The following is a 22,642-nucleotide window of genomic DNA, read 5'->3' on the forward strand; positions in this document are numbered from 1 at the left end:
TCTGATCCTTTGCCGCAGAGTGGAATGAAGGAGCCTCCGGCGGGGATATTTGGACAGAGAGGATGACCAAAGGGAAGGGGGAACTTGACGCTTGGCGGGTGCGGCGGCAAGCATGGCGCTGGTTTGGGGGGATTTCGATGCTGTCACATCTGCGGATATATGAGCCGCATCCGGGACTATTGGCGTTTTACGATGGACGGGTGGAGGGGCACCGTTTTGCCGATGCGCCGAACTGGGTGGACGATGGGGCTTTGTCGCTAGGGATCGCGTCCTATGCATTGATCGCAGGCACGCAGGCGATTGTCTATGACAGCCATGTCTCGGTGCCGCATGCGCAGCGCATCCGCGAAGTGCTGCATCAGCGCGGTGTTACCGATATCCGGGTGGTGCTGTCGCATTGGCATCTGGATCATGTCGCGGGCACCGAGGCCTTCGCGGGCTGCCCGGTGATCGCCAACGCGCGCACTCTGGCGCATCTGCGCGGGCGGCAAACGGCGATCGAGGCAGGCACCAATCACGGCCTGCCCGCGATCAACCCGCTGATCTTGCCGGATGTGGTGTTCGAGGGGCAGATGACGCTGGATCTGGGCGGTATGCGGATTGAGCTGATCGAGGCCAACATCCACTCGGATGATGCCACGGTGCTGTGGCTGCCAGAGCGCGGCATTCTTCTGGCGGGCGATACGGTGGAGGATTGCGTGACCTATGTCGGCGCGCCCGAGGATTTCGACATCCATCTCGCCGATCTTGCACGGCTACAGGCTTTGGGCGCGCGCTGGGTGCTGCCCAACCATGGCGCGGCAGAGGTGATTGCGGCGGGTGGCTATGGCCCTGATCTGCTGGCGGCGACGGCGGATTACATCCGGCATTTGCAGGCCGATGATCCGCGCCCGATGGCCGAGATCATCGCGCCCTGGCTTGAGAACGGCGCGCTGCGCTATTTCGCGCCCTATGAGGACGTCCACGCCCAGAACCGTGCGCGGGTGCAGGCGCTGGCCGCGAATTGACGCAAACCCGGCCTAGCGGTTCAATATGGGGAACCAAGGCAACCTGGCGGCGTTGTAACTGTTAACGTCAAAAGCACCATCCCGGATCTGGCGGTGCAAAGAACACGAATGTCAGCGCTTGGGAGGAATGTTAGCAGATATCACGTTGAAGCCGCGCGAAATGCTTGCGGTTTCACCGATAGTTTAGCCGCTGCTATCGCATATCAGCACCGATCCTGTGCTTTGATGCCATAGCGGCGGCCCGGTTTGGAATCAGTGCCGAACCACAGCCGCCACACGATTTTGAAAGGACGATCAATGAAAAGAATGCTCGGAACCACCACCGCTTTGTCGATGGCGATGTTCAATGTGCAGCCGTGGCCTTTGATGGCGCAGACGCTGACCGACAGCGGGGCTGTGGTCGCGGCGGATGGGACCGTCCTGTGCGAACCGACGGCTGATGCGGCCTGCGATCCTGCGGCTTTCGCCGATCAGGCGAACGCGATTGCGGCCCGCATGGCCGAGCAGGCTGCACAGGCAGAAGCCGAAGCACAGGCTCAGGCAGAAGCCGCTGCGCAAGCGCAAGCCGAGGCAGAAGCCGCCGCGCAAGCGCAAGCCGAGGCAGAAGCCGCCGCGCAAGCGCAAGCTCAGGCAGATGCCGAAGCGGCTGCACAGGCGGAAGCCGCAGCTCAGGCTCAGGCCGAGGCTGATGCAAAGGCCCAAGCCGACGCTGACGCCGCCGCACAGGCCGAGGCTGATGCCAAGGCACAAGCGGATGCTGATGCCGCCGCTCAGGCCGAAGCAGACGCCAAGGCGCAGGCCGACGCAGAAGCTGCCGCACAGGCCGAAGCAGATGCAAAAGCCCAGGCCGATGCCGACGCCGCTGCGCAGGCAGAGGCTGACGCCAAGGCACAGGCTGACGCTGATTCAGCCGCACAGGCCGAGGCAGATGCCAAGGCGCAAGCAGACGCAGAAGCAGCTGCACAGATTGAGGCCGACGCCAAGGCACAAGCCGACGCCGATGCAGCCGCTCAGGCTGAGGCTGACACCATGACGCAAACCGATGCGGACACCAAGGCAACCGCCGAAGGCGAAGCTGCGACCCCGGCGGACGCAGCCCCGGCTGATACGGCGGAAGCTCCTGCAGAGGATGCCGGGACACCTGACGCCACCGCTCCGGATTCCACGGCAACCGACGCGGCCCCGGCTGATCCGGCCCCTGCGGATGCAGATGCGGCTACGACAACTGAGGCCGGCACCGATGCCGCCCCCGCCGATGCAGCCGAGTCTCCGGCCACAGATGCTACGGCAACTGACGCGCCGGTGATCCTGCCTGCCACCGTGACCGATCCTGCAACGGGCGAGAAGCTTGTGGTCGATCCGGCCACGGGCGCCGCTGTGACGGAAGAAGAAGCCGCAGCCAAGGCTGCCGAGCAAGAAAAGTCGCTTGCCGAGGCCCAGAAGGAAATCGCGGTTGAAGCTGATGGCACCGTGGTTGACCCCTCGGCGGGCCTGAAAACCGCGCCGGTCGAGGCCGACCCCAACGCCGCCCCCGTTGATGTGCCGGTCGCGTCCGAGGCCGAGGTTGAAACCCTGAGCAACCTTCTGGCCCAGCCTGAAGGCGTTGATCCTGCGACCTTGGGCGCTGCTGCTGCCTTGGCGGCTGCTCCGGTTGCCGAAGGTGAAAAGCCTGCTGATCTGGCGCCCTCGAAAGACGCCGTAACCTCGTTGACCGAAAAGTTGACCGAGGGCAGCGTGCGCTCATCCACGCAGGAATTCGCGGCGGCGCCGGTGATGCTGGGCAGCGACAAGAAGAAAAAGAGCGGCCTGTCCGATCTTGAAAAGGTCGGTCTAGTGGCGCTGGGCGCTTTGGTGGTCGGCGCGATCATCAAGGACAACAACAAGGACCGTCGCGGTCGTGAAGGCTCGCAAGTCGTGTCCAACACGGGCGACCGCGTCGTTGTGCTGAAGCCCGATGGCACCTATCAGGTCTATAAGGATGATGATGCCGTGCTGCGTCAGCCCGGATCGAACGTGCGCACCGAGACCTATCGTGATGGCTCTTCCCGGACCATCGTGGAGCGTGCAGATGGCACCCAAGTGGTGACAGTGCGTGATGCGACGGGGCGTGTGCTGCGCCGCTCGCAGTTCGACAGCCGCGGCCGTGAACTGGTGCTGATCGACGATCTGGAACCGGAACGCGTGGTGATTGTCCGCGATCTGCCGAAACCGCGTGAAAACCGTGTGGTGATCTCGACCAAGGACAACGATTACGCGCTCAAGGCAGCACTTGCTGCGAAGGATATCGAAAAGATCGGCCGCACCTTCAGCTTGCGGCAGATCCGCGAGATCCCGGAAGTGCGTCATCTCGCTGCGACGATTGACGTCGATAACGTGAACTTCGCCTCGGGATCGGCTGCGATTGCGGCGGATGAGGCTTCGGATCTGGCAGATCTGGGTAGCCTGATGCAAGAGATGCTCGACAAGAACCCGCGTGAGATGTTCCTGATCGAGGGTCACACTGATGCCACCGGCAAGGCGGCGATGAACCTTGCGCTGTCTGATCGGCGTGCGGAATCGGTGGCTTTGGCGCTGACCGAGTATTTCGACATCCCGCCGGAGAACATGGTGATCCAAGGCTACGGCGAGACCGAGCTGCGCATCGACACGCAGAAGGATGAAAAACGCAACCGTCGTGTGGCGGTGCGGATCATCACGCCGCTGCTGTCGGTCGGCAAGTAAGGCTGTCACACGACTTAAGGCCCCGAGGGAAACCTCGGGGCTTTTGCGTTTGGGCGTGGCGCAGGGTCGCGCTTTGCTGCAAATTGCGCGCCAAAAGGAGTTTCTCATGAGCCACGATCTGATCCCCGAAGCGGCGCTGGACTGGGCCCGCGCTGGCAAGGCTGCGGCGATTGCGACCGTGGTGGAAACCTGGGGCTCGGCACCGCGGCGGGCGGGCAGTCAGATGGCGGTGTCGGAACTGGGCGAGATGGTGGGCTCGGTCTCGGGCGGCTGTGTCGAGGGCGCGGTGGTGCTGGAGGCGATGGAGGCTATCACCGCCGGGGTGCCGCGATTGCTGAGCTATGGCGTGGCCGATGATACTGCTTTTGCGGCGGGGCTGGCCTGTGGCGGCACGATCCGGGTGCTCGTCGAACCCGTCGCGCCGATGCTGTCGGTTCTGACTGAGCTTGTGGCGGTGCGGGCGTCGCGGCTGGCGGTGGGTTATGTGGTGGATCTGGCCGACTGGAGCCGTCGTCTGGTTGAACCGGGGCAGGACGGCGCGGTGGATGCGCGGCTGCGGGCGGATAAGGCGGGGATCGACGAGGGGCGGTTCATCGCGCCCCACAATCCGCCGCTGCGGCTGATCGTGGTGGGGGCGGTGCATGTGGCGCAGCCTTTGGTGGTGATGGCGCGGCTGGCGGGGTATGATCCAATTGTGGTGGACCCGCGCGAAAGCTTTGCCGCTGCGGCGCGGTTTCCGGGTGAGACGATCTTGGATATGTGGCCGGATGAGGCGCTGACCGGGCTGGCGCTGGACAGCCGGACGGCGGTGGTGACGCTGACCCATGATCCGAAACTGGACGATCCGGCGATTGCGGTCGCCTTGCGGTCGGGGTGTTTTTACCTTGGCTGTCTGGGGTCCAGAAAAACCCATGCGGCGCGGGTAGAGCGGTTGCGGGCGGCTGGGTTTTCGGAAAGTGAAATCGGGCGGATTCATGCTCCGGTCGGGCTGGCGATTGGGGCGCAGGGGCCGGGGGAAATTGCGGTGTCTATCCTGGCGCAGGTGACGGCGGTTTTGCGGGGGGAATAGGATGGTCCCAACTCGGGACCAAAATTATCTATTTTAGATCAATGGCTTATTTTTCAAAATTTACGAATTTTTAACGAACGGCCTGATTTTCACTGCGTCAAAGCCAGATCCAGCGCGGCTTCGCAGTGGATCAAGGTGGTGTCAAACACCGGAACCGAGACATTGGACTGGCTGAGCAGCATGCCGATTTCGGTGCAGCCCAAGATCAGACAGTCGGCCCCGTTGGCGGCAAGGCGTTGCGCAATCGCCTCATAACAGGCGCGGCTGTCTGGCATAATGATGTCGCGGCAAAGTTCTTCGTAGATGATGCGGTGAATTGTGTTGCGGTCATCGACATTGGGCAGGATCGGGGTCAGGCCCGCCGCGCGCAGCTTATCGGTGTAGAAGCTTTCCTGCATGGTAAATGCAGTGGCCATCAGGCCCGGAGATTTCAGCCCGGCGCGGGCGATGCGCGCGGCAGTGGCCTCGGCAATGTGCAAAAGGGGCAGGGTCACGCCGTGCATCATCGGCTCGGCGAGTTTGTGCATGGTGTTGGTGGCCAGCAGCAACACCTCGGCCCCGCCGCTTTGCAGGGCCTTGGCATGCAGGTTCAGAATGGCGGCGGCGGCTTCCCAATCGCCAGCGGCTTGCAGTGCTGCAATCGGGGCGAAATCTATCGAGCGAATCAACAGCTCGGGCGAATGCAGGCCGCCCAAGCGGGCGCGCGTCAGATCGCAGAGCGTGCGGTAATAGGTTTGGGTGGAAGCCGCAGACATGCCGCCAAGGATGCCGATGGTTTTCATGAGGGAGCTTTCTTGGGGGGCTTTGGGGGGGCGGGATAAGGGTGGTGCGTGCAAGCACGCACCCTACCGATCATTCATTCCCTTGCCTTGGAGGATACGCGGGCGGTGCTTTTCGATGCGGGTGGTTTTGGTGGCCGAGGCTTTCGGCTGATTGAAATGCAACAGATACCCCCGCCTGCGCCCCGGCGTCAGCGCATCAAAGGCCTCGGCCAGTTCGGGGTCTTGTTCCAGCGCGATGATCAATTCTTCGGGGTAGGGCAGATCATCCTTGGGATAACTGATTTTCGCGCCTGATGTTTCCAGCGCGATGGCTGCGCGGATATAGCTGCGCAGCGTCTCGGCCATGGCAGTGATCTGCGCCAGATCGGCGCATTTCACCATCCGCACCGCGCGGGAGTTTTCACCCGGTGCCAGCAGGATGCCTGCGGGATCTTCGAGCAGCACGCCTTTGAAGAAACCGAGCGTCGCAGCCTCCTTGAAGCCCCAGAGCAGGGCGACATTGCCGCCGTCGTGGCAATAGCAGGGCCCACGCCATTTGTAGGTTTCCTGCAAACCGCAGGCCAGCAAGAGCGCGCGCAGCGCCTGCAACTCGGCCCGCCAGATCGGTGCTTCGTCAAAGAACGCGGCAATTTGCGTGTCGGAATCTGCCATCATCTTCCCCCGGACATTGCTGTCAGGGGTAATGCAGGCCAAAGCGGCTGTCTATCGCGCCGAGGCGGGCAGCGGGCGGGCGGGCAAAAGTAAGGGGGCCAATGGCCCCCAAATTTGCTACAAGAATTTTCGCCAGTTCGGCGGGTCTAGCCTATTTCGGCGAGACCATCATCACCATCTGGCGACCTTCAAGTTTTGGCATCGATTCGATCTTGCCAGCATCGCCGACATCGGCGGCGACGCGGTTGAGCAATTCAAGCCCAAGTTCCTGGTGCGCCATTTCGCGGCCCCGGAAGCGCAGGGTGACTTTCACCTTGTCGCCTTCATCAAGGAATTTCAGCACCGAGCGCATCTTCACATCATAGTCATGCGTGTCGGTGCCGGGACGGAACTTGATTTCTTTGATCTCAATGATGTGCTGCTTCTTGCGGGCTTCGGCCTCACGCTTTTGCTGTTCATATTTGAACTTGCCGAAATCCATGATCTTGCAGACTGGCGGCTCGGCGTTGGGCGAGATTTCCACCAGATCGAGCCCGGCTTCCTCGGCCATCTGCATCGCGCGTGCGGGGGTGACGACACCGACATTTTCCCCATCTGCGCCAATCAGGCGAATCTCGGGCGACCGGATGCGATCGTTGATGCGCGGGCCGGTTTCGCGTTGCGGCGGGGCATTGTGAGGTCTGCGGGCTATGGTGGTGGTCCTTTGAATGGTTATTGGCTGGCGCAAGATAGTCTTGTGGCGGGCAAGCTTCAACCTGAAAAGCCGCAAGATTTGTGCATGGTTTGGCTTCTGGCCCGGTGCTGGCTGGTGCAGGTCTTTTCTTTTGCCGCCGATTCTGTCATAGCCGGGCTAACCGATGTGTACTCGGTATTGGGAGAATGATTATGAACAAGAACGTCCTTATCGGCATCGTGCTGATCGCTTTGGCTGGCGCTGGCTATTACCAGTTCAGCATGAAACCGGCGCAAGAGGCAGCGGCAGCCGCTGCGGCAGAGGCCAAGGCTGCAGAAGAAGCAGCGACCAAGGCAGCAGAAGAAGCGGCTGCAGCGACCAAGAAAGCAGCAGATGATGCGGCTGCGGCAGCAACCGCTGCGGCGAATGAAGCGGCTGCGGCTGCCACCACGGCTGCCAATGATGCGGCTGCGGCTGCAACCACCGCGACCAATGATGCAACTGCTGCGGCCACTTCGGCTGCAACCGATGCCACCGCTGCAGCGACCTCGATGGCGAGCGACGCGATGGCTGTGCTCGACCCGGCCAACTTCGATGCCGTCAAGGTCAAGGCTTTGATCGACGCATCGGCGCTGGATGATGCGCTGAAAACCACGCTGAAAACCGGCGTTGATGCAGCGGCCACCGATGCTGCAAAAGTGCCGGAAGCTCTGGCTGCCGTGAAGACCGCTTTGGGCATGTAAGCCTTGGGCTGATACGTCTGCGCCTTCGGGCAAACAGGGCCGCGCCGGGAAAACCCGAGCGCGGCCTTTGCATATCCGGCCTCTATTTCAGGCGATGCTCGGTGTCGATCAGCGTAAGCGTTGGCCAATGCCAAAGCACCAGATTGCGCGCATCCGGTGCGGCGCCTTTGGCGAAAGACGGTGCGATCAGGCCGTGATAGCCTGCGGCGATCAGCGCCTCGGCTGCGTCTTGCGCCCTAGATGTGCCGCGAGCCATCATCTGCAAACGCCAGTCGTCCGCCGCCAGATCCGCGGCGCTGATGCCATGCGCCGCCAGATGTGCGGGGTTCAGGCTGTCGAAGATGTTGTCGAGATCGGCGATGTAGCTGACCAGCGTTACAGGCTCGAACGGGCGGCCAATCTGGTTGGCCTCCGCCACAGCGCCCATGATTGTCATCGCGGTATATAACGCCGCACGGCCCTTGGCGTTAAAGCGCCCACCATGGCGCCTGGCACCTTCGCCTGACAAGGGATCACGCGCCCAGATCGGGTTCAGGGCGCGGTAAAGCGGGCCTTGGTAGCAGGTGGACGGATCAGGCAAAGCCGCCCGCATCCACGGCGTCGATATAGTCCATCACCGCCTCGGCTTTGCCATCCTGCACCAGCCGCGCCGGGGTCATGCCGCCGAAACCGGGCAGGGGTTCAGAGCGGAACCAAGCATAGGCCACCAGCCCCGAGCCAAAGCGCGGCGTCAGGCGGTTGATGATTTCGACCATCTCGCGCAGGCGGGTTTGGGTTTTCGCAGAAGCCAGCCGATCTTTACGCGCGATTGCATCGCGACCCAGCCCAGCGGTGCGGGCGATTTCATCCTGCGTGGTCAGCCATTCCTCGGCCAGCAGCCGGGGTTGGAACAGGGATTTGTCGGAAAAGGCGAGGATGTTCATCGCGACCTCCATTCAGATTGACGTATATATAGGTCAATCTGTGTGGAATGTCAAAGCTATCGCTGCTGTGGACTTCATCTTGGCGCAAATACTCCCGCCGGAGGCATCCGCCATTTGCGGAAGAAGCCTCCGGCGGGAGTATTTTTGCCAAGATGAAGCCGAGCGATCAGATCCCGTCGCCGACGAAGGCTTTCTCGACGACGAACTGTTTCGGGTCGGAATTGGCGCCTTCATGTAGGCCAAAGCCTTCGAGGATGGCTTTGACGTCGACGTTGAAGGCAAGGCTGCCGCAGACCATGGCGCGGTCTTCTTCCGGGTTCATTTTTGGCAGGTCGAGATCGGCAAACACTTTCCCGGAGGTCAGGTTGTCGGTGACGCGGCCCATGTGGTGGAACGGTTCGCGGGTGGTGGTGGGGTAATAGCGCAGTTTGTCACCCACCATCTCGCCAATCAGCGGATCATCGGCGAGGCTTTCGACCAAGGCCTGACCATAGGCGAGTTCTGCCACTTCGCGGCAGGTGTGCATCATGATGACTTGGTCGTATTTCTCATAGGTCTCGGGTTCGCGCAGAAGGCTGGCGAAGGGTGCGAAGCCGGTGCCGGTGGAAAGCAGCCACAGGCGTTTGCCGGGCAGCAGCGCGTCATGCACCAAGGTGCCGACGGGTTTCGGGCGCAGGATGATTTCATCGCCGACCTGAATGTGCTGGAGTTTCGAGGTCAGCGGACCATCGGGCACTTTGATCGAGTAGAATTCCAATTCCTCATCCCATGCAGGAGAGGCGATGGAATAGGCACGCAGCAGGGGTTTGCCGTTGTCGCCCATCAATCCGATCATCACGAATTCACCCGAGCGGAAGCGCAGGCTTTTCGGACGGCTGACGCGGAAGGAAAACAGCCGGTCGGTCCAGTGTTTCACTGCAGTCACGGTTTGCGCATCGGGCAGATGCGGTTTGGCGGGCGAGAGGGTGGCTTCGGCAGAGGAGGACATGGGCGGGCTTTCGGTTGAGACGGTCGTCTTGGGCACGTGCCGCTAGGGGGGCAGCGATGCGGCCTTGTAGCGCAGCGGGGCAGCGGGCGGAATTGGGCTTATGCGCGCAGGCGCGATTGGTAATCATGCGCCTTCCAGTCGGCGCGGAATTTCCATTGCGCTTCGGGCTGACGGGCGGCCATCTCATCGGGGATTTCCACATCGTCAAAGCCGGTGCGCCGCGCCATCGGATATTGGTCGGCGATCACTGGCCCCATGGCGCGCAGATGACCCTTGTAGCCAAGCGCGCGCAAACGATGCCCGATGGTGAAGGCGCGGCCATCGGAAAAAGCCGGGAAGGCGATGCGGATCAGCGTGAGGTTGGCCAGATAGGGCAGCAAAGCCTCGGGCGCGTCGGTGTGCAGCAGATCTACCGCGCCTGTATGCGCGGTGATCTCGGCCAGCGGCACTGCGGCGACTTCGGGGGCGGGCGCAAAGCCCTGATCGGTGACGAGAACGCTCATGCTGCACTGTCCTTTCTGATCGGCACGGCCTTGCCATTGATGAAATGGATGCCGCATTCGGTCTTTTCCTGTCCGCGCCAGCGACCCGAGCGGGGATCTTCGCCGGGGGCGACCTTGCTGGTGCAAGGGGCGCAACCGATGCTCGGGTAGCCTTGCGACACCAGAGGGTGCCGCGGCAGGCGGTTGTTGATCATGTATTCTTCCAGATCTTCGCGGCCCCAATGCGCCAAGGGGTTGACCTTGATGCGGGTATCGCCTTCGGCCTCGAAGAACTCGACGGCGGTGCGGGTCGCGGATTGGAAGCGCTTGCGGCCGGTGATCCAGCCATCAAACTGCACCAAGGCACGTTCCAGCGGTTCCACCTTGCGCACGTTGCAGCAGGCGTCGGTGTTGAACTGGTGCAGCGTGTTGTCGGGGTCTTCAAAATTCAGCCGTGCCGGGTTGGCGCGGATGGTGCGCACATCGCAGAGGTTCAGCTTCTCGGCCAGTTCGCGCTGGTAGTCGAGGGTTTCCTGAAACAACATCCGGGTATCGACGAACAGCACCGGGGTTTCCGGGGCGATCACCGAGACCAGATGCAACAGCACCACCGATTCCGCACCAAACGACGACACAAGGGCGACGCGGCCCAAGTCATCATCCTTCAGCGCATGTTCCAGCACCGAAGTCGCGGCATGGTGTTTGTAGCGCGCGTTGAGAACCGCGACGCGCTCTGCCACCGAGCCTGAGGGGAAATCACGCGGCATCACGCCCGCCTTCGGCACCATAAAGTGCGGCTTTGAACGGCGCAAACCCGGTGCGGCGGTAGGTTTGCAGGAAGGTTTCCGACGAATCCTCGCGGATTTCCAGATAGGCGCGGATGATCCGCTCGATCGCGGGCACGATCTCGTCATAGGCAAAGCCGGGGCCGGTTTTCTCGCCAATGCTGGCGGTCTCGGTGCCGTCACCGCCCAGCGTGATCTGGTAGTTTTCCACCCCGGCGCGGTCGAGGCCCAAGATGCCGATATGGCCGACATGGTGATGCCCGCAGGCGTTGATGCAGCCCGAGATCTTGATCTTCAGGGGGCCAACGTCATGCTCCAGCTTCAACTCCTCAAAGCGCGACGAGATTTCCTGTGCGACCGGGATTGAGCGGGCGGTGGCCAAGGCGCAGTAATCCATGCCGGGGCAGGCGATGATATCGGACAGAAGACCGACATTGGCGGTGCCAAGGCCCGCCTGCACCAGCGCTGCATGCACCGCAGGCAGGTCGGATTTATGCACATGCGGCAGGATCACATTCTGCTCGTGCGAAATGCGCAGATCGCCGTGGCCGTATTGCTCGGCAAGGTCCGCCATCACCCGCATCTGCGCGCTGGTGGCATCGCCGGGGGTCTGGCCATGGGCTTTGACGCTGATGGTGACGATAGCATATTGGTCATTGCGGTGCGGGGCGAGGTTGGTATCGACCCACGCCCGGAACACCGGGTCGGCCTTGTAAAAGGCATCATAGGTATCGGTGGGCGCGTTGCGGAAGGCGGGTGGGGCGAAGGCCGCGCGGATGTCATCCAGCAGCGCTTGGTCCGCGCCGCCGAATTGCGGGCGAGTTTCCAGAAAGCGCTCTTCGATCATGCGGGCGATTTCGTCGCGCCCGGTCTCGTGCACGGTGATCTTGATGCGGGCTTTGTATTTGTTATCGCGGCGGCCAAGGATGTTGTAGACGGACAGCACCGCCTCGACGTAAGGCAAAAGGTCGGCCACGGGCAGGAAATCGCGCACGGTGAAGGCAATCATCGGGGTGCGGCCAAGGCCACCACCGACCATCACTTCAAAGCCGGGCTCTCCGGCGGCGTTGCGGACCATGCGCAGGCCGATGTCATGCGCTTTGGTCACGGCGCGGTCATTGGGGCTGCCGGTGATGGCGATCTTGAACTTGCGCGGCAGGAACTGGAATTCCGGGTGGTCGGTGGACCATTGCCGCAAAAGCTCGGCATAGGGGCGGGGGTCTTCAATCTCATCCGCGGCGGCACCGGCGAAATGGTCGGCGGTGACGTTGCGCACGCAGTTGCCAGAGGTCTGGATGGCATGCATTTCCACATCCGCCAAGGCGGAAAGGATCGCGGGCACGTCGGGCAGTTTCGGCCAGTTGAACTGGATGTTCTGCCGGGTGGTGAAATGGCCGTAGCCTTTATCCCAGGTGTCGGCGATCAGCGCCAGTTGGCGCATTTGCTTGGGGTTCAGCGTGCCGTAGGGGATTGCCACGCGCAGCATATAGGCATGCAGTTGCAGATAGAGGCCATTCATCAGGCGCAGTGGGCGGAATTCATCCTCGGTCAGGCTACCATCCAGACGACGGGCGACCTGATCGGTGAATTGCGCCACACGGGCGCGGACGAAGGATTCATCGAAATCGGAGTAGTTATACATTTTGCAGGTCCACTTGCTTGCCCAGATCCACTTGCTTGCCATGCGCGTAGTTGGAAGGGCCACGGGTGCGGAACGCCTCACGGAAATGCACAGGTTCGGGGCCGTGTGGGCCAGCCTTGGCATCGGCGAGATAAGCGCCAACGATGACATTGCGTTGCGATGCCGCAAAGGCCAGCCGGGTCTGCGCCTGGGCTTCATCGCTCAGCAGTTCGGCCTCGTGGTGCAGACGGCTCCAGCGGTCATCTGCGGTAAGATAGACCACATCGCCTTCGCGCAGATCATTGGCAGTGACGACTTTCGGGGTGAACTGGCGGCTCATGCTGGTGTCCCTGTGCTGGGCTTGAGTTTGGGCTTGGATATCGGTTGCGGTGCGGCGGTAGAGGATCGCGGCGGCACCTGCAAGGCCAAGCTTGGTAGGGCAGGCTGCGAACCCATAGAATTACCCTGCCAATATAGGATATTTTCCCCTGTTTTTGCCAGTCCCCCTTGCGGATAAGGAAAAATGTTCCGATACTGCGATGGATTAGAATGAATTTCCGCAAAGCAAGGTGTCTGGCGAATGGCAGCCCAGTTGGACGAGTTGGATCGGAAAATCCTTGCCGAGTTGCAAGAGGATGCTGAGCAATCTCTGGATGAAATCGCCCGCAAGGTGGGCAGCTCGAAAACCCCGGTGTGGAACCGTATCCGGCGGATGCGCGAACAGGGCGTGATCCTGAAACAGACCGCTTTGCTGGATGCCGAAAGCCTGGGGCTGGAGGCGTGTTTCTTCGTGCTGATCCGCACCTCGCAGCACGAGGCCGACTGGCAGCGCAAGTTCTTGCAAGTGCTGCGAAGCCGCCCCGAGGTGCTGGAAGCGCATCGGCTGGCGGGGGATATTGATTACATCCTGAAAGTGCGGGTGAAAAACGCGCGCGCCTATGACACGTTCTATCAGGCGCTGATTTCGGAAGTGAAGATTTACAACGTAACCGCGCTGCTGAGCATGGAAGAGATCAAGGCAACAACCACGCTGCCGCTGTAGCCAAATGATATTCAACGATCATTCTGCGCCTTAGCGTCCCCCGAGCATATTACACCAAAGTGAAAGCGGCTTCATCTTGGCAGAAATACTCCGGGGTGAGGCGAAGCCGAGGGGCTGGCCCCTCTCTTAAGCCTGCACCAGCAGCTTGGTCAGCCCGTGGAAATGATAGACATCGCCATAAACCGGCGCCTCGACCAGCCGCAGATTTGGCAGGCGCTGGAACAGGATCGGCAGGGCAGCCTGCAACTCCAGCCGCGCCAGCGGTGCGCCGACGCAGAAATGCAGGCCTGCGCCAAAGCTGACATGCGGCTTGATCGGGCGGTTCGGTTGGAACTGGGCGGGGTCGTCCCAGACACCGGGGTCACGGTTCGCGGCAGCGAGCAGCAGCGCCACTTGATCGCCGCGATGGAACGTGTGGCCCATCACCTCGATATCCTCATAAGCCCAGCGGGTGAACATATGCAGAGCCGGATCAAAGCGCAGGATTTCCTCGATGCAGGTTTCGGCATTTTCGGCGGTGGCTTGGTGGCCGGTCTGCAGCAGGGTTTTCACGCCATTGCCGATGGTGTGCACCGTGGCCTCATGCCCTGCGTTCAAAAGCAAAATGCAGGTGGTGATCAGCTCATCCGTGGTCAGCTTCTCGCCAGCCTCTTCGGCGGCGATCAGGCTGGTGATCAGATCATCGCGCGGATCGGCGCGGCGGGCCTCGACATATTGGCGCATGAAGGCCACGAAAGCCTCGGTTGCAGCAATGGCGCGGTCTTCGCGGGCGCGGTCGCGTCCGGCCATATACATGCCGACCATGGCATTCGACCAGCGCAGCAGATCATCCGACATCGTCTCGGGCACACCCAACAGGCGGGCGATGATGATCACCGGCAGTTTCTGGCCGAAATGCGCCAGCAGATCGAAGGGGCCGGTCGGGAAGGCGTCGATCAACTGGTGGCTCAGGGTTTCGATTTCGGGTTGCAGGGCGGCGATGCGGCGCGAGGTGAACGCGCGCAGCACCAGACCGCGCAGGCGGGTGTGGCGGGGCGGCTCAAGCTCCAGCATCGAATGGGCCTCAACCGCGTAGAATGGTTTCAGATGCTCGGGGATCTTGGGGGCCAGTTCCGCCGGGGCCTCACGCCCGAAACGGCGGTCGCGGAAGATGGCGTTGCAGGCGGCGGCGTTGCCGGTGCAGGCCATGCCGTATTCGGCCCAGTGGAAGAACGGGCCTGCCGCGCGGGCGGTTTCGTAGAACGGATAGGGGTTTTGCACGAAGGCGGGGTCAAGTGGCGATTGCTGCAGGGTTTTCATATGCGCGTCCTTCAAGCCCGCCTGCCCAACGGAATGATGCCTTGCGCGATCAGCACGCCGATGGCGACCAGACAGGCGGCGGCGGCTTGGCCCCAATCCCAGCGCCCGCCGAGGAAGAACAGGATGATCATCACATAGAACGGGGCTGCGTTGATGTGCAGCGATGACAGACCAATGCCGAGTTTTTCCACCGACATGATCCACATCAACTGGCTGATCCCCAGCGAGCCGACCGAGAACGCCAGCAAGGCAATGCCTTCTTTCCAGCCCCAGCCGCTGAAATCAGTCAGCGGGTTGCCTGCGGCGATGCCAAGGCTGGCCACCACGCTGACCGCAATCGCGGCACCGGCGATGGTCAAGGCAGTGCGGCCAATCGGCGACAGGCCGGGAAAGGCCGTGACAGTCAGCCGCGATCCCAAGGCAAAGGAGACCACCGAGCCGAAGCACAACAGCGCGCCAAAGCCCAAAGACAGCCCGCCTGCCTTGAAATCCAGCGCCATCATGCCGCCCGCGAGTGACAGCAAAAGGCCCAGGATCAGCGCTTTGGTCAGCTTACGGCCATCCAGCGCCACTTCCAGTGCGATGCCGACCACAGGCAGGGTTGCCGAGATAACGGCTGCAGTGACAGCCCCGCCGCGTGCCTGACCCTGCACTAGAAACCATGCACCAAGGCCGATAAGGCTGCCCACCGCGATGCCCTTCAGCCAGTTGACGCGCAACAGCGCCCCCGGCCCCTCCATCAGAGCCCAGATCGGCAGCAGCGACAGGGCGGCCAAGGCCATCCGCAAGGCGCTGAGTTGGTCTGCTGGCAGCAAGGGGATGATGAAATCGGCGGCGGGCAGGCCAGCGGCCCAGATCAGCATCGAGGCCATGCAGATCAGATTGGCCCCCAGAAGGCTGGGCGCTGCGGGGGCGGGGGTTTGGGCTGCGGCTGTCATGCTGTATATTTGGGCAATCCGAAAAGGCTTGGCTGCTCTGTCCGCGACGCGGCAGGGTCAGGCGGCGGCGAGAGCGCTGACAATCGCACCGAAATCGGGGGCTTTCAGGCTGGCACCACCCACCAAAGCACCATCGACATCAGCCACAGCGAAAATCTCGGCGGCGTTGGACGGTTTGACCGAGCCGCCATAGAGCAGACGGGTGTTTGCCGCCTCGGCACCGATATGGGCGGTCAGTCGGGCACGCAGGAAATTGTGCACTTCGGCAATTTGCGCGATGGTGGGGGTGCGCCCGGTGCCGATGGCCCAGACGGGTTCATAGGCGATCACCAGTTGCGCGGCACTGGCATCGCGCGGCACCGATCCGTCAAGCTGTGCGCCGATCACCGCCAAAGTCTCACCTGCGTCACGCTGCGCTTCGGTTTCGCCCAGACAGACCACTGCCACCAAACCTGTCGCGATGGCAGCCTGCGCTTTCGCCAGCACCAGCGCATCGCTTTCGCCGTGATCGGCGCGGCGTTCGGAATGGCCGAGAATGACGTAAGTGGCACCCGCCTCTTTCAGCATATCCGCTGAAATATCGCCGGTATGCGCGCCGGACGCGGCGGTATGGCAATCTTGCCCGCCGAGTTTCAGCACCGAACCACGCGCGGCCCAGTTCATCTGCGCCAGCAGCGTGGCAGGCGGGCAGAGCAGCATCTCGCAAGCGGGGTCGGGATGGGCCGCCAGCAAAGCCTGCACTTCGGCCAAAGCCGCCGCCGATCCGTTCATCTTCCAGTTGCCTGCTGCCAGCTTTTTCATCGCGTCCTCCCTGATCTGTTGCAAGGCGTAACGATTTGGCTGGCCAAGCGAAAGGGGCAGGGTGCTGGATAGCAGGATTTTCCACTGGCCGCTGCAGGGCACCCACCGCGCGCAAGCGCTGAAACGGCTTGCGGCGGCACGCCGCGCCTTCAGATCACGGCGATTGCCGCCAGATCAGGCGTCTTTGAACTTGATGCTTTCGCCGCAGCCGCAAGCCTCGGCCACGTTGGGGTTGTTGAACTTGAAACCTGCGTGCAGAAGGTCGGTTTCATAGTCGATCTCGGTGCCGAACAGGAACATCTGCGCCATCGGTGCGATCAACACCCGCGCGCCGTCTTGCTCTACCACCTCATCCAGCGGATTGCTTTCGGCGACGTAATCCATGGTGTATTCCATGCCCGCGCAGCCGCCCTTCTTGATGCCGATGCGCAGGCCAGCCGAGCCTTGCTTGGCCATCAGCCGCGCAATCTGCTTGGCGGCGATCGGGGTCAGGGTGACAGCGGCTTTGCCTGGGATGCCGAACATGGATGTGGTCCTTTAAGCTATGCAGCAAAGATAGGATTACGGTAAGCGTCCCGCAAGGGACTTACATGAAGCCCAGTTCCAGCCGCGCTTCATCCGACATCATCTCCATCCCCCAGGGCGGATCGAAGGTCATGCCGACCTTGACCTCTTTCACCCCGGCGACGGGTTCGACCGCATCCTGCACCCAACCGGGCATTTCGCCTGCCACCGGGCAGCCGGGGGCGGTCAGGGTCATCAGGATTTCGACGCTGTTTTCCGGCGAGATGTCAATGGTATAGACCAAGCCCAGATCAAAGATGTTAACCGGAATTTCCGGGTCATAGACCGTGCGGCAAGCCTCAACCACCTGCTCATACAGCGGATGTTCGGTGGTAGAGGGGCGGATCAGGGGCGCGCCCTCGATCTGGTCCAGCGGCTGGTTCATGACATTCTCACGCGGTTAGTTGACCGTTTATATAGGGAATGCCGCGCAAAGGTCTAGTGCAGGAATATGTTTTGCTGGGTGGTGTCGCAGGCCTCACAGCAACCGTCGCTCCAGCCCCGCTTTGCGGATGGCCCAAACCAGCAGCAGCGAGCCCGCGACAGCGCAGGCATAGATCGCCGGGCGGCTGAAATCTTCATAGCGAAACAGCAGCGCCACGAAGGCGACGTGGATGAAGTAGATCCCCGAGGCATAGTCGCTGACCACGCGGGTAGCCAAGGTTCCGGGCCATTTCAACGCCAGCAGCATCAGCGCCGGGGCTGCAAGGCCGAGGGCGATCATGTTGTCATGCGCCACGCCTTTGATGGCAAAGCGCGCCAGCAGCAGCGATTCGGCCAAGACCAGCGCGACCCCGACGAGGGCCGCGACTTGTAGCCAGCCCACCGCCACGCGATCTGTCACCTGCATCCGCGCGATCAGGAAACCTGCCAGCATATAGGGCAGGCAGAGCAGCAGCGGGTTGCGGTTGGCCAAGAGCGGGTCAGAGAAAATCTGCTTGTTCGGCGCGATCAGATCGAAGGCCATGCCATAGGTGACGCCAAGCCCGCCCAGAAATGTCGCAGCCATCAGCAAAAGCAAAGCGCGGTTCGACCAGCGCGCAATACCGACGATCAGCGCTGCCGCCATCACCATCCCGGCCAGATACCACAGATGCCAATAGCCGAAGATCAATGTGCGCAGGTTCGGCCCCAGCCCGCGCGCCGCCAGCACCGGCCAATACAGCGGCAAATAGATCAGCATCCACAGCACATAAAGCTGGCCTGCGTGCTTCACATAGCCCCAGCCGCGATCACGGGCCACGGCGGCGTGCAGGAAATAGCCGTTAAACAGCAGAAAGATCGGCACGCCCAGCCGGAACAACCCGTCTCCGGTCAGCAAGATCGCCGTCCGCCCCAGTGGCGCAAACGGATTGGCGTGGATGCCGACGACCATGAAGGCCAGCACCAGCTTGAGGATATCGACGGCGCGACTGCGCATGGCGCTGGCCATTGGAATAAGTGCCTGATGTTATCGCAGGTTTAGAACGGAATCTCGTCGTCGATATCTGAGCGGCCACCGCCCGAACTGCCGCCGCCATAGCCACCAGCACCGCCACTGTTGCCGCCGCCGTAACCACCGCCACCTCCACCACGGCTATAGCCGCCACCTGCGCCGCCACCCTGATCTTCATAACGGCCACGATCATCATCGCCGCCGCCTGCGCCCGCGCCGCCGCCGTCACGGCCGCCGAGCAGGGTCAGTTCGCCACGGAACTGCCGCAGCACGACTTCGGTGGTGTAGCGATCCGCACCCGATTGGTCCTGCCATTTGCGGGTTTCCAACTGGCCCTCGACATAGACGGTAGAGCCTTTGCGCAGATATTGCTCGGCGATCTTGCCAAGGTTTTCGTTGAAGATCGCGACCGAATGCCATTCGGTGCGCTCTTTCCGTTCGCCACTTTGCTTGTCGCGCCACGTTTCCGAGGTGGCGATGCGCAGGTTCACCACTTTGCCGCCGTTGGGGAAATTCCGCACTTCGGGGTCGCGGCCCAGATTGCCGACGATGATCACCTTGTTAACGCCTGCCATCATAGTCTCCCTGATTCCGTTGTCTCCGCCAGCATCGCGGGCAGATGGTTAAGAAATTCTATAGACTGCCCCATCTGGCCCCGCAACCGGACTTCGCCGCCCACATGGGCAAGGCTTTGCCGATCGCCCCAGGGGCGGTTCCATCACAAGGCTGGCACTAGGCGGAAAAATGCGTATAGTGCCGCGAGTTTGTTGCGGCGGAAAACAGGATTACCATGCGATTTGCGGCGTTGGTCTTGCGGGTGATGATTGCGGCGGGCGTAGCCTCGGCCATGGTGGGGGTGGCGCAGGCCGAAGCGCTGAAGCTGGGCGGCAAGAAAAGCCGGGCGGCGTTGATGAAGTCTCAGATGGCGCTGCTGGATGGCAAACTTGCGGTGGTCTATAGCGGGTCTGAGCGGTTGAAGCCGAATTACAACAAGGATACCTCCGCTGCTGGTGGCGATGCACCGGTGAAGCGGTTCACTGGCAAGTATAAGGGCGAGTACCTTGAGGTCGCAAAGGCCGCTGCCCGCAAGCATGGCGTGCCCGAAGATGTGTTCCTGCGGCTGGTGCAGCAGGAAAGTGGCTGGAACACCGGGGCGGTGTCGGTCAAGGGAGCGACGGGGCTGGCGCAACTGATGCCGGGGACGGCGGATCGGTTGGGTGTGGATATCAACGATCCGGGTGAGAACCTTGAGGGCGGGGCGCGCTATTTGCGGATGATGTATGACCGTTTTGGCACCTGGAAACTGGCACTGGCGGCTTATAATGCGGGGCCGTTGGCGGTGGAAAAACACGGCGGAGTGCCGCCCTACGATGAGACGGAAAACTACGTTCTGGCGATTCTGGGCTGAGGGTTTTCTGTTGTGTCCACGCGTGGACAGGGTTTGCATTTATATAAAATCAATGGGTTGGTGAAGGGTATTTGATCCTTCGTTAGCGTTTGGCGAGTTCGGAATCGCCATGCGGGTTGAGGCGGAGGATGCCTCCGGCGGGAGTATTTTTGCCAAGAAGAAACTGCGCAGCGATTTGGCTGTTGGGGCCTAGCGCTTGGTTTACTTCCTGCGCGTCGGCGGCTACAGCGTGCGTTTTCCATCACCGAGGGGCCGGATATGACGCTGTTTTGTGGGATCGACTTTGGCACCTCGAACTCGACGGTGTCGCTGGCGGATGCAGAGCGCGCTTGGCTGATCGGCTTGGAAGATCAGGCGGAAACGCTGCCCTCGGCGGTGTTCTGGGAGCAGGATGGCGGTGCGCCGGAGTTTGGGCGCGCGGCGATTGCGGCCTATTTGCGCGGCGATGAGGGGCGGCTGATGCGGGGGCTGAAAAGCACGCTTGGCTCGGGGATGATTGATGAACGCACGGCGATCGGCAGCCGTGCGGTGTCGTTCCGCGAGGTGTTGACGCGGTTTATGCGCCATATGGTGGGCGTGTTGCGGAGCCATGCGCCGGGGGCGGATCGGGTGGTTTTGGGGCGGCCGGTGCATTTCGTTGATAGCGATGAGGCCGGGGATATGAAGGCACAGGTGGCGCTGGAGGAGATCGCGCGCGGCTTGGGCTTTCGCGAGGTGGCGTTTCAGTATGAGCCGATTGCGGCGGCTTTGCAGTATGAGCAGGGGATCGCGCGCGAAGAACTGGTGCTGATCGTCGATATCGGCGGCGGCACATCCGACTTTTCCATCGTGCGGGTGTCACCAGAGCGGGCGCGGGCGGCGGATCGGGCGGGCGATATTCTTGCCAATGACGGGATCAGGGTGGGCGGCACCGATTTTGACCGGATGCTGTCTTTGGCGGAAGTGATGCCGCATTTGGGTTACAAGGCCACCACCAAGCAGGGTAAGGGGCTGATGCCGAACCATTATTTCCTTGATCTGGCGACATGGCACCGCATCAACATGCTGTATACCCAGCGCTGTCTGGCGGACCTCAAGGCGTTCTCGCGTGAGGTGGATCGCCCGGAACTGCTGGAGCGGCTGATGCGGGTGGTCTCCGAGCGCAACGGGCATGCGGTGGCGATGGCGGTCGAGGCGGCGAAGATCGCGCTTTCGGATCAAGAGGCGGTGCGGTTGCAGCTTTCGGCGCTGACGGGCGGGCCGAACCCGATGCTGCGGCGTGAGGGGTTTGAAGCCTCGGTCGCCCCACTGGTGGAGCGGATTTCGGAACGGCTGGGGGCTGTGCTGGCGCAGGCGGGTGTGGGCGTGGCGGATATTGGCACTGTGTTCATGACCGGGGGTTCCTCGGGCCTGCCGGTGCTGCGGGCTTGCGTGCAGGCGGCGCTGCCGGGGGTTGCGATTGCCACGGGGGATATGCTTGGCTCTGTCGGGACTGGCCTTGCGCTGGATGCGCGGCGGAAGTTTTCCTGAGGGGGCCGAGAATGACAGGGCATATGCTGGCGGCGATTGAGGCGATCTTACCCGAGGCTGTGGCGTGGCGGCGGGAGTTTCATGCCTATCCAGAGTTGAGCTTTGCTGAGCATCGCACCGGGGCGAGGGTGGCGGAATTGCTGCGCGGTTTTGGCTGCGACAGTGTTGAGGCTGGGTGGAGCGGCACTGGGGTGGTCGCGGTGATCAACGGCAACAGGCCGGGGCGGCGGATTGGTCTGCGGGCGGATATGGATGCTTTGCCGATCACCGAAGACTCTGGCGTGGCCTTTGCCAGCACGGTGCCGGGGGTGATGCATGCTTGCGGCCATGACGGGCATACGGCGATGCTGCTCGCGGCGGCGAAACATTTGGCCGGATCGCGTGATTTTGCCGGGATGGCGGTGCTGATCTTTCAACCCGGCGAGGAAGCGGGCGGTGGCGCGCGGGCGATGATTTCCGAGGGGTTTCTGGCGCGCTATCCGATTGATGAGGTTTACGCGCTGCACAATATGCCGGGGTTGGCGGTGGGGGCCTATGCCACGCGGCCGGGGCCGATCATGGCGGCGGCGGATATGTTTCGCATCGAGATTTCCGGGCGGGGCGGGCATGCGGCGCAGCCTCATTTGGCCTTGGACCCGGTGATGATCGCGGGGCATGTGTTGGTGGCGTTGCAGACGGTGGTTTCGCGTAATGTTGATCCGTTGCAGGCGGCGGTTTTGTCAGTGTCTACGGTTGTCAGCGAGGGGGCGGGGGCTTGTGTGATCCCGGCGCGGGTGGTGCTGACCGGGACCGTGCGGAGTTTTGATCCGGGCGTGCAGGACCTGCTGGAGGATCGGCTGCGGGCGGTGGTGTTGGGCGTGACAGCGGCGCATGGCGGGGTGGCAGAGGTGGAGTATCTGCGCGACGCGCCTGCAACGGTGAATGATGCGGCTTGTGCGGGTCATGCCGTGGCAGTGGCGCGGGGGATTTCGGCGGCGGTTGAGGCCGATGTGGCGCCGATGATGGTGTCGGAGGATTTCAGCGAGTTTCTGAATGCGGTGCCGGGGGCGTTCATGTTTGTCGGCAATGGCGACGGGCCTTTGCTGCATCATCCGGCCTATGCTTATAACGACGCGGGCCTGCCTTACGGCGCGGCTTGGCTGGCGGGGATGATGCGCGCGCGCGGATAGGGCTTGCAGGGCGGGGGCGTTTGCTCAAATCA

General features: G+C 62.2%; 25 protein-coding genes. 8 read left to right on the forward strand and 17 right to left on the reverse strand.

The features are described 5' to 3' along the window. The first annotated feature begins 62 nt into the window (after window positions 1-62). The 3 genes from ACFOGH_RS02800 to ACFOGH_RS02810 all read left to right on the forward strand — a co-directional run bounded on the left by ACFOGH_RS02800 (window position 63) and on the right by ACFOGH_RS02810 (window position 4,797). A complete protein-coding gene (locus ACFOGH_RS02800; protein WP_380071525.1) occupies window positions 63-1,007 on the forward strand; it encodes an MBL fold metallo-hydrolase in 945 nt (314 codons plus the stop codon). 297 nt (window positions 1,008-1,304) lie between these two features. After that, the gene (locus ACFOGH_RS02805; RefSeq protein ID WP_380071526.1) at window positions 1,305-3,728 is read left to right on the forward strand and encodes an OmpA family protein; all 2,424 of its coding nucleotides are present in this window, start codon (window positions 1,305-1,307) and stop codon (window positions 3,726-3,728) included. A 106-nt stretch (window positions 3,729-3,834) separates the two neighbouring features. Then, window positions 3,835-4,797, forward strand: coding sequence for an XdhC family protein (locus tag ACFOGH_RS02810; RefSeq protein WP_380071527.1), 963 nt, complete (start codon window positions 3,835-3,837; stop codon window positions 4,795-4,797). Window positions 4,798-4,886: 89 nt separating this feature from the next. Here the strand turns inward: ACFOGH_RS02810 and ACFOGH_RS02815 are convergent, their stop codons facing one another. The 3 genes from ACFOGH_RS02815 to infC form a co-directional block, all read right to left on the reverse strand. Then, on the reverse strand, window positions 4,887-5,579 hold the full coding sequence (locus ACFOGH_RS02815) for an aspartate/glutamate racemase family protein (RefSeq protein ID WP_380071528.1): 693 nt from the start codon (window positions 5,577-5,579) through the stop codon (window positions 4,887-4,889). Window positions 5,580-5,642: 63 nt separating this feature from the next. Continuing rightward, complete coding sequence (locus tag ACFOGH_RS02820; RefSeq protein ID WP_380071529.1) at window positions 5,643-6,230, reverse strand: YdeI/OmpD-associated family protein; 588 nt, start codon at window positions 6,228-6,230, stop codon at window positions 5,643-5,645. A gap of 151 nt (window positions 6,231-6,381) precedes the next feature. Beyond that, window positions 6,382-6,999, reverse strand: a complete 618-nt coding sequence (gene infC, locus ACFOGH_RS02825) for a translation initiation factor IF-3 (protein ID WP_449248532.1) — start codon at window positions 6,997-6,999, stop codon at window positions 6,382-6,384. Window positions 7,000-7,115: 116 nt separating this feature from the next. Between infC and ACFOGH_RS02830 the strand changes: the two genes are divergently transcribed. Further along, complete coding sequence (locus tag ACFOGH_RS02830) at window positions 7,116-7,646, forward strand: hypothetical protein (protein WP_380071530.1); 531 nt, start codon at window positions 7,116-7,118, stop codon at window positions 7,644-7,646. A gap of 82 nt (window positions 7,647-7,728) precedes the next feature. On the opposite strand, the gene ACFOGH_RS02835 is transcribed toward ACFOGH_RS02830, so the two are convergent. The 7 genes from ACFOGH_RS02835 to ACFOGH_RS02865 form a co-directional block, all read right to left on the reverse strand. Further along, window positions 7,729-8,238: an RES family NAD+ phosphorylase gene (locus ACFOGH_RS02835; protein WP_380071531.1), complete on the reverse strand. Its 510-nt coding sequence runs from the start codon at window positions 8,236-8,238 to the stop codon at window positions 7,729-7,731. Then, a complete protein-coding gene (locus tag ACFOGH_RS02840) occupies window positions 8,219-8,569 on the reverse strand; it encodes an MbcA/ParS/Xre antitoxin family protein (protein WP_380071532.1) in 351 nt (116 codons plus the stop codon). The genes ACFOGH_RS02835 and ACFOGH_RS02840 overlap by 20 nt, the downstream gene beginning before the upstream one ends. Before the next feature lie 166 nt (window positions 8,570-8,735). Further along, complete coding sequence (locus ACFOGH_RS02845; protein WP_380073959.1) at window positions 8,736-9,557, reverse strand: ferredoxin--NADP reductase; 822 nt, start codon at window positions 9,555-9,557, stop codon at window positions 8,736-8,738. A 98-nt stretch (window positions 9,558-9,655) separates the two neighbouring features. Continuing rightward, window positions 9,656-10,060, reverse strand: coding sequence for a DUF934 domain-containing protein (locus ACFOGH_RS02850; protein WP_380071533.1), 405 nt, complete (start codon window positions 10,058-10,060; stop codon window positions 9,656-9,658). Beyond that, on the reverse strand, window positions 10,057-10,806 hold the full coding sequence (locus ACFOGH_RS02855) for a phosphoadenylyl-sulfate reductase (RefSeq protein ID WP_380071534.1): 750 nt from the start codon (window positions 10,804-10,806) through the stop codon (window positions 10,057-10,059). Before ACFOGH_RS02855 ends, ACFOGH_RS02850 begins: the two co-directional genes overlap by 4 nt. After that, window positions 10,796-12,466 carry a nitrite/sulfite reductase gene (locus ACFOGH_RS02860; protein ID WP_380071535.1) on the reverse strand — a complete coding sequence of 557 codons (1,671 nt, stop codon included), beginning with the start codon at window positions 12,464-12,466 and terminating at the stop codon, window positions 10,796-10,798. The genes ACFOGH_RS02855 and ACFOGH_RS02860 overlap by 11 nt, the downstream gene beginning before the upstream one ends. Then, window positions 12,459-12,785: a DUF2849 domain-containing protein gene (locus ACFOGH_RS02865; RefSeq protein ID WP_380071536.1), complete on the reverse strand. Its 327-nt coding sequence runs from the start codon at window positions 12,783-12,785 to the stop codon at window positions 12,459-12,461. Before ACFOGH_RS02865 ends, ACFOGH_RS02860 begins: the two co-directional genes overlap by 8 nt. A gap of 240 nt (window positions 12,786-13,025) precedes the next feature. On the opposite strand from ACFOGH_RS02865, the gene ACFOGH_RS02870 reads away from it, so the two are divergent. Continuing rightward, window positions 13,026-13,487 (forward strand): Lrp/AsnC family transcriptional regulator, encoded by a 462-nt coding sequence (locus ACFOGH_RS02870; RefSeq protein WP_380071537.1) that lies wholly within the window; start codon window positions 13,026-13,028, stop codon window positions 13,485-13,487. Window positions 13,488-13,613: 126 nt separating this feature from the next. Here ACFOGH_RS02870 and ACFOGH_RS02875 read toward each other — a convergent pair whose 3' ends face one another. The 7 genes from ACFOGH_RS02875 to ssb form a co-directional block, all read right to left on the reverse strand. After that, entirely contained in the window at window positions 13,614-14,786 is a 1,173-nt protein-coding gene (locus ACFOGH_RS02875) for a cytochrome P450 (RefSeq protein WP_380071538.1), read from the reverse strand. Window positions 14,787-14,797: 11 nt separating this feature from the next. Then, entirely contained in the window at window positions 14,798-15,724 is a 927-nt protein-coding gene (locus tag ACFOGH_RS02880) for a DMT family transporter (RefSeq protein WP_380071539.1), read from the reverse strand. Between the two features lie 57 nt (window positions 15,725-15,781). After that, complete coding sequence (gene tpiA / locus ACFOGH_RS02885; protein ID WP_380071540.1) at window positions 15,782-16,525, reverse strand: triose-phosphate isomerase; 744 nt, start codon at window positions 16,523-16,525, stop codon at window positions 15,782-15,784. Window positions 16,526-16,699: 174 nt separating this feature from the next. Next, entirely contained in the window at window positions 16,700-17,050 is a 351-nt protein-coding gene (locus ACFOGH_RS02890; protein WP_380071541.1) for a HesB/IscA family protein, read from the reverse strand. 61 nt (window positions 17,051-17,111) lie between these two features. Then, complete coding sequence (locus tag ACFOGH_RS02895; RefSeq protein ID WP_380071542.1) at window positions 17,112-17,474, reverse strand: SUF system Fe-S cluster assembly protein; 363 nt, start codon at window positions 17,472-17,474, stop codon at window positions 17,112-17,114. Between the two features lie 93 nt (window positions 17,475-17,567). Next, window positions 17,568-18,509, reverse strand: coding sequence for an acyltransferase family protein (locus tag ACFOGH_RS02900; protein WP_380071543.1), 942 nt, complete (start codon window positions 18,507-18,509; stop codon window positions 17,568-17,570). A 41-nt stretch (window positions 18,510-18,550) separates the two neighbouring features. Next, on the reverse strand, window positions 18,551-19,102 hold the full coding sequence (gene ssb, locus ACFOGH_RS02905) for a single-stranded DNA-binding protein (protein WP_380071544.1): 552 nt from the start codon (window positions 19,100-19,102) through the stop codon (window positions 18,551-18,553). Between the two features lie 212 nt (window positions 19,103-19,314). Between ssb and ACFOGH_RS02910 the strand changes: the two genes are divergently transcribed. The 3 genes from ACFOGH_RS02910 (at window position 19,315) to ACFOGH_RS02920 (ending at window position 22,610) form a co-directional block, all read left to right on the forward strand. Beyond that, window positions 19,315-19,932, forward strand: coding sequence for a lytic transglycosylase domain-containing protein (locus ACFOGH_RS02910; RefSeq protein ID WP_380071545.1), 618 nt, complete (start codon window positions 19,315-19,317; stop codon window positions 19,930-19,932). A 258-nt stretch (window positions 19,933-20,190) separates the two neighbouring features. Continuing rightward, a complete protein-coding gene (locus tag ACFOGH_RS02915; RefSeq protein ID WP_380071546.1) occupies window positions 20,191-21,441 on the forward strand; it encodes an Hsp70 family protein in 1,251 nt (416 codons plus the stop codon). Between the two features lie 11 nt (window positions 21,442-21,452). Beyond that, a complete protein-coding gene (locus ACFOGH_RS02920; RefSeq protein WP_380071547.1) occupies window positions 21,453-22,610 on the forward strand; it encodes an amidohydrolase in 1,158 nt (385 codons plus the stop codon). The last annotated feature ends 32 nt before the right edge of the window (window positions 22,611-22,642 follow it).

Origin of the sequence: Cypionkella sinensis (assembly GCF_042646385.1) — a bacterium.
In the GTDB taxonomy this organism is placed as follows: domain Bacteria; phylum Pseudomonadota; class Alphaproteobacteria; order Rhodobacterales; family Rhodobacteraceae; genus Cypionkella; species Cypionkella sinensis.

Bases quoted from the DNA above. Each gene is read 5' to 3' on its own strand.
- ACFOGH_RS02800 (WP_380071525.1), top strand. From the start codon at position 63: ATGACCAAAGGGAAGGGGGAACTTGACGCTTGGCGGGTGCGGCGGCAA.
- ACFOGH_RS02805 (WP_380071526.1), top strand. From the start codon at position 1,305: ATGAAAAGAATGCTCGGAACCACCACCGCTTTGTCGATGGCGATGTTC.
- ACFOGH_RS02810 (WP_380071527.1), top strand. From the start codon at position 3,835: ATGAGCCACGATCTGATCCCCGAAGCGGCGCTGGACTGGGCCCGCGCT.
- ACFOGH_RS02815 (WP_380071528.1), bottom strand. From the start codon at position 5,579: ATGAAAACCATCGGCATCCTTGGCGGCATGTCTGCGGCTTCCACCCAA.
- ACFOGH_RS02820 (WP_380071529.1), bottom strand. From the start codon at position 6,230: ATGGCAGATTCCGACACGCAAATTGCCGCGTTCTTTGACGAAGCACCG.
- ACFOGH_RS02830 (WP_380071530.1), top strand. From the start codon at position 7,116: ATGAACAAGAACGTCCTTATCGGCATCGTGCTGATCGCTTTGGCTGGC.
- ACFOGH_RS02835 (WP_380071531.1), bottom strand. From the start codon at position 8,238: ATGCGGGCGGCTTTGCCTGATCCGTCCACCTGCTACCAAGGCCCGCTT.
- ACFOGH_RS02840 (WP_380071532.1), bottom strand. From the start codon at position 8,569: ATGAACATCCTCGCCTTTTCCGACAAATCCCTGTTCCAACCCCGGCTG.
- ACFOGH_RS02845 (WP_380073959.1), bottom strand. From the start codon at position 9,557: ATGTCCTCCTCTGCCGAAGCCACCCTCTCGCCCGCCAAACCGCATCTG.
- ACFOGH_RS02850 (WP_380071533.1), bottom strand. From the start codon at position 10,060: ATGAGCGTTCTCGTCACCGATCAGGGCTTTGCGCCCGCCCCCGAAGTC.
- ACFOGH_RS02855 (WP_380071534.1), bottom strand. From the start codon at position 10,806: ATGCCGCGTGATTTCCCCTCAGGCTCGGTGGCAGAGCGCGTCGCGGTT.
- ACFOGH_RS02860 (WP_380071535.1), bottom strand. From the start codon at position 12,466: ATGTATAACTACTCCGATTTCGATGAATCCTTCGTCCGCGCCCGTGTG.
- ACFOGH_RS02865 (WP_380071536.1), bottom strand. From the start codon at position 12,785: ATGAGCCGCCAGTTCACCCCGAAAGTCGTCACTGCCAATGATCTGCGC.
- ACFOGH_RS02870 (WP_380071537.1), top strand. From the start codon at position 13,026: ATGGCAGCCCAGTTGGACGAGTTGGATCGGAAAATCCTTGCCGAGTTG.
- ACFOGH_RS02875 (WP_380071538.1), bottom strand. From the start codon at position 14,786: ATGAAAACCCTGCAGCAATCGCCACTTGACCCCGCCTTCGTGCAAAAC.
- ACFOGH_RS02880 (WP_380071539.1), bottom strand. From the start codon at position 15,724: ATGACAGCCGCAGCCCAAACCCCCGCCCCCGCAGCGCCCAGCCTTCTG.
- tpiA (WP_380071540.1), bottom strand. From the start codon at position 16,525: ATGAAAAAGCTGGCAGCAGGCAACTGGAAGATGAACGGATCGGCGGCG.
- ACFOGH_RS02890 (WP_380071541.1), bottom strand. From the start codon at position 17,050: ATGTTCGGCATCCCAGGCAAAGCCGCTGTCACCCTGACCCCGATCGCC.
- ACFOGH_RS02895 (WP_380071542.1), bottom strand. From the start codon at position 17,474: ATGAACCAGCCGCTGGACCAGATCGAGGGCGCGCCCCTGATCCGCCCC.
- ACFOGH_RS02900 (WP_380071543.1), bottom strand. From the start codon at position 18,509: ATGCGCAGTCGCGCCGTCGATATCCTCAAGCTGGTGCTGGCCTTCATG.
- ssb (WP_380071544.1), bottom strand. From the start codon at position 19,102: ATGATGGCAGGCGTTAACAAGGTGATCATCGTCGGCAATCTGGGCCGC.
- ACFOGH_RS02910 (WP_380071545.1), top strand. From the start codon at position 19,315: ATGCGATTTGCGGCGTTGGTCTTGCGGGTGATGATTGCGGCGGGCGTA.
- ACFOGH_RS02915 (WP_380071546.1), top strand. From the start codon at position 20,191: ATGACGCTGTTTTGTGGGATCGACTTTGGCACCTCGAACTCGACGGTG.
- ACFOGH_RS02920 (WP_380071547.1), top strand. From the start codon at position 21,453: ATGACAGGGCATATGCTGGCGGCGATTGAGGCGATCTTACCCGAGGCT.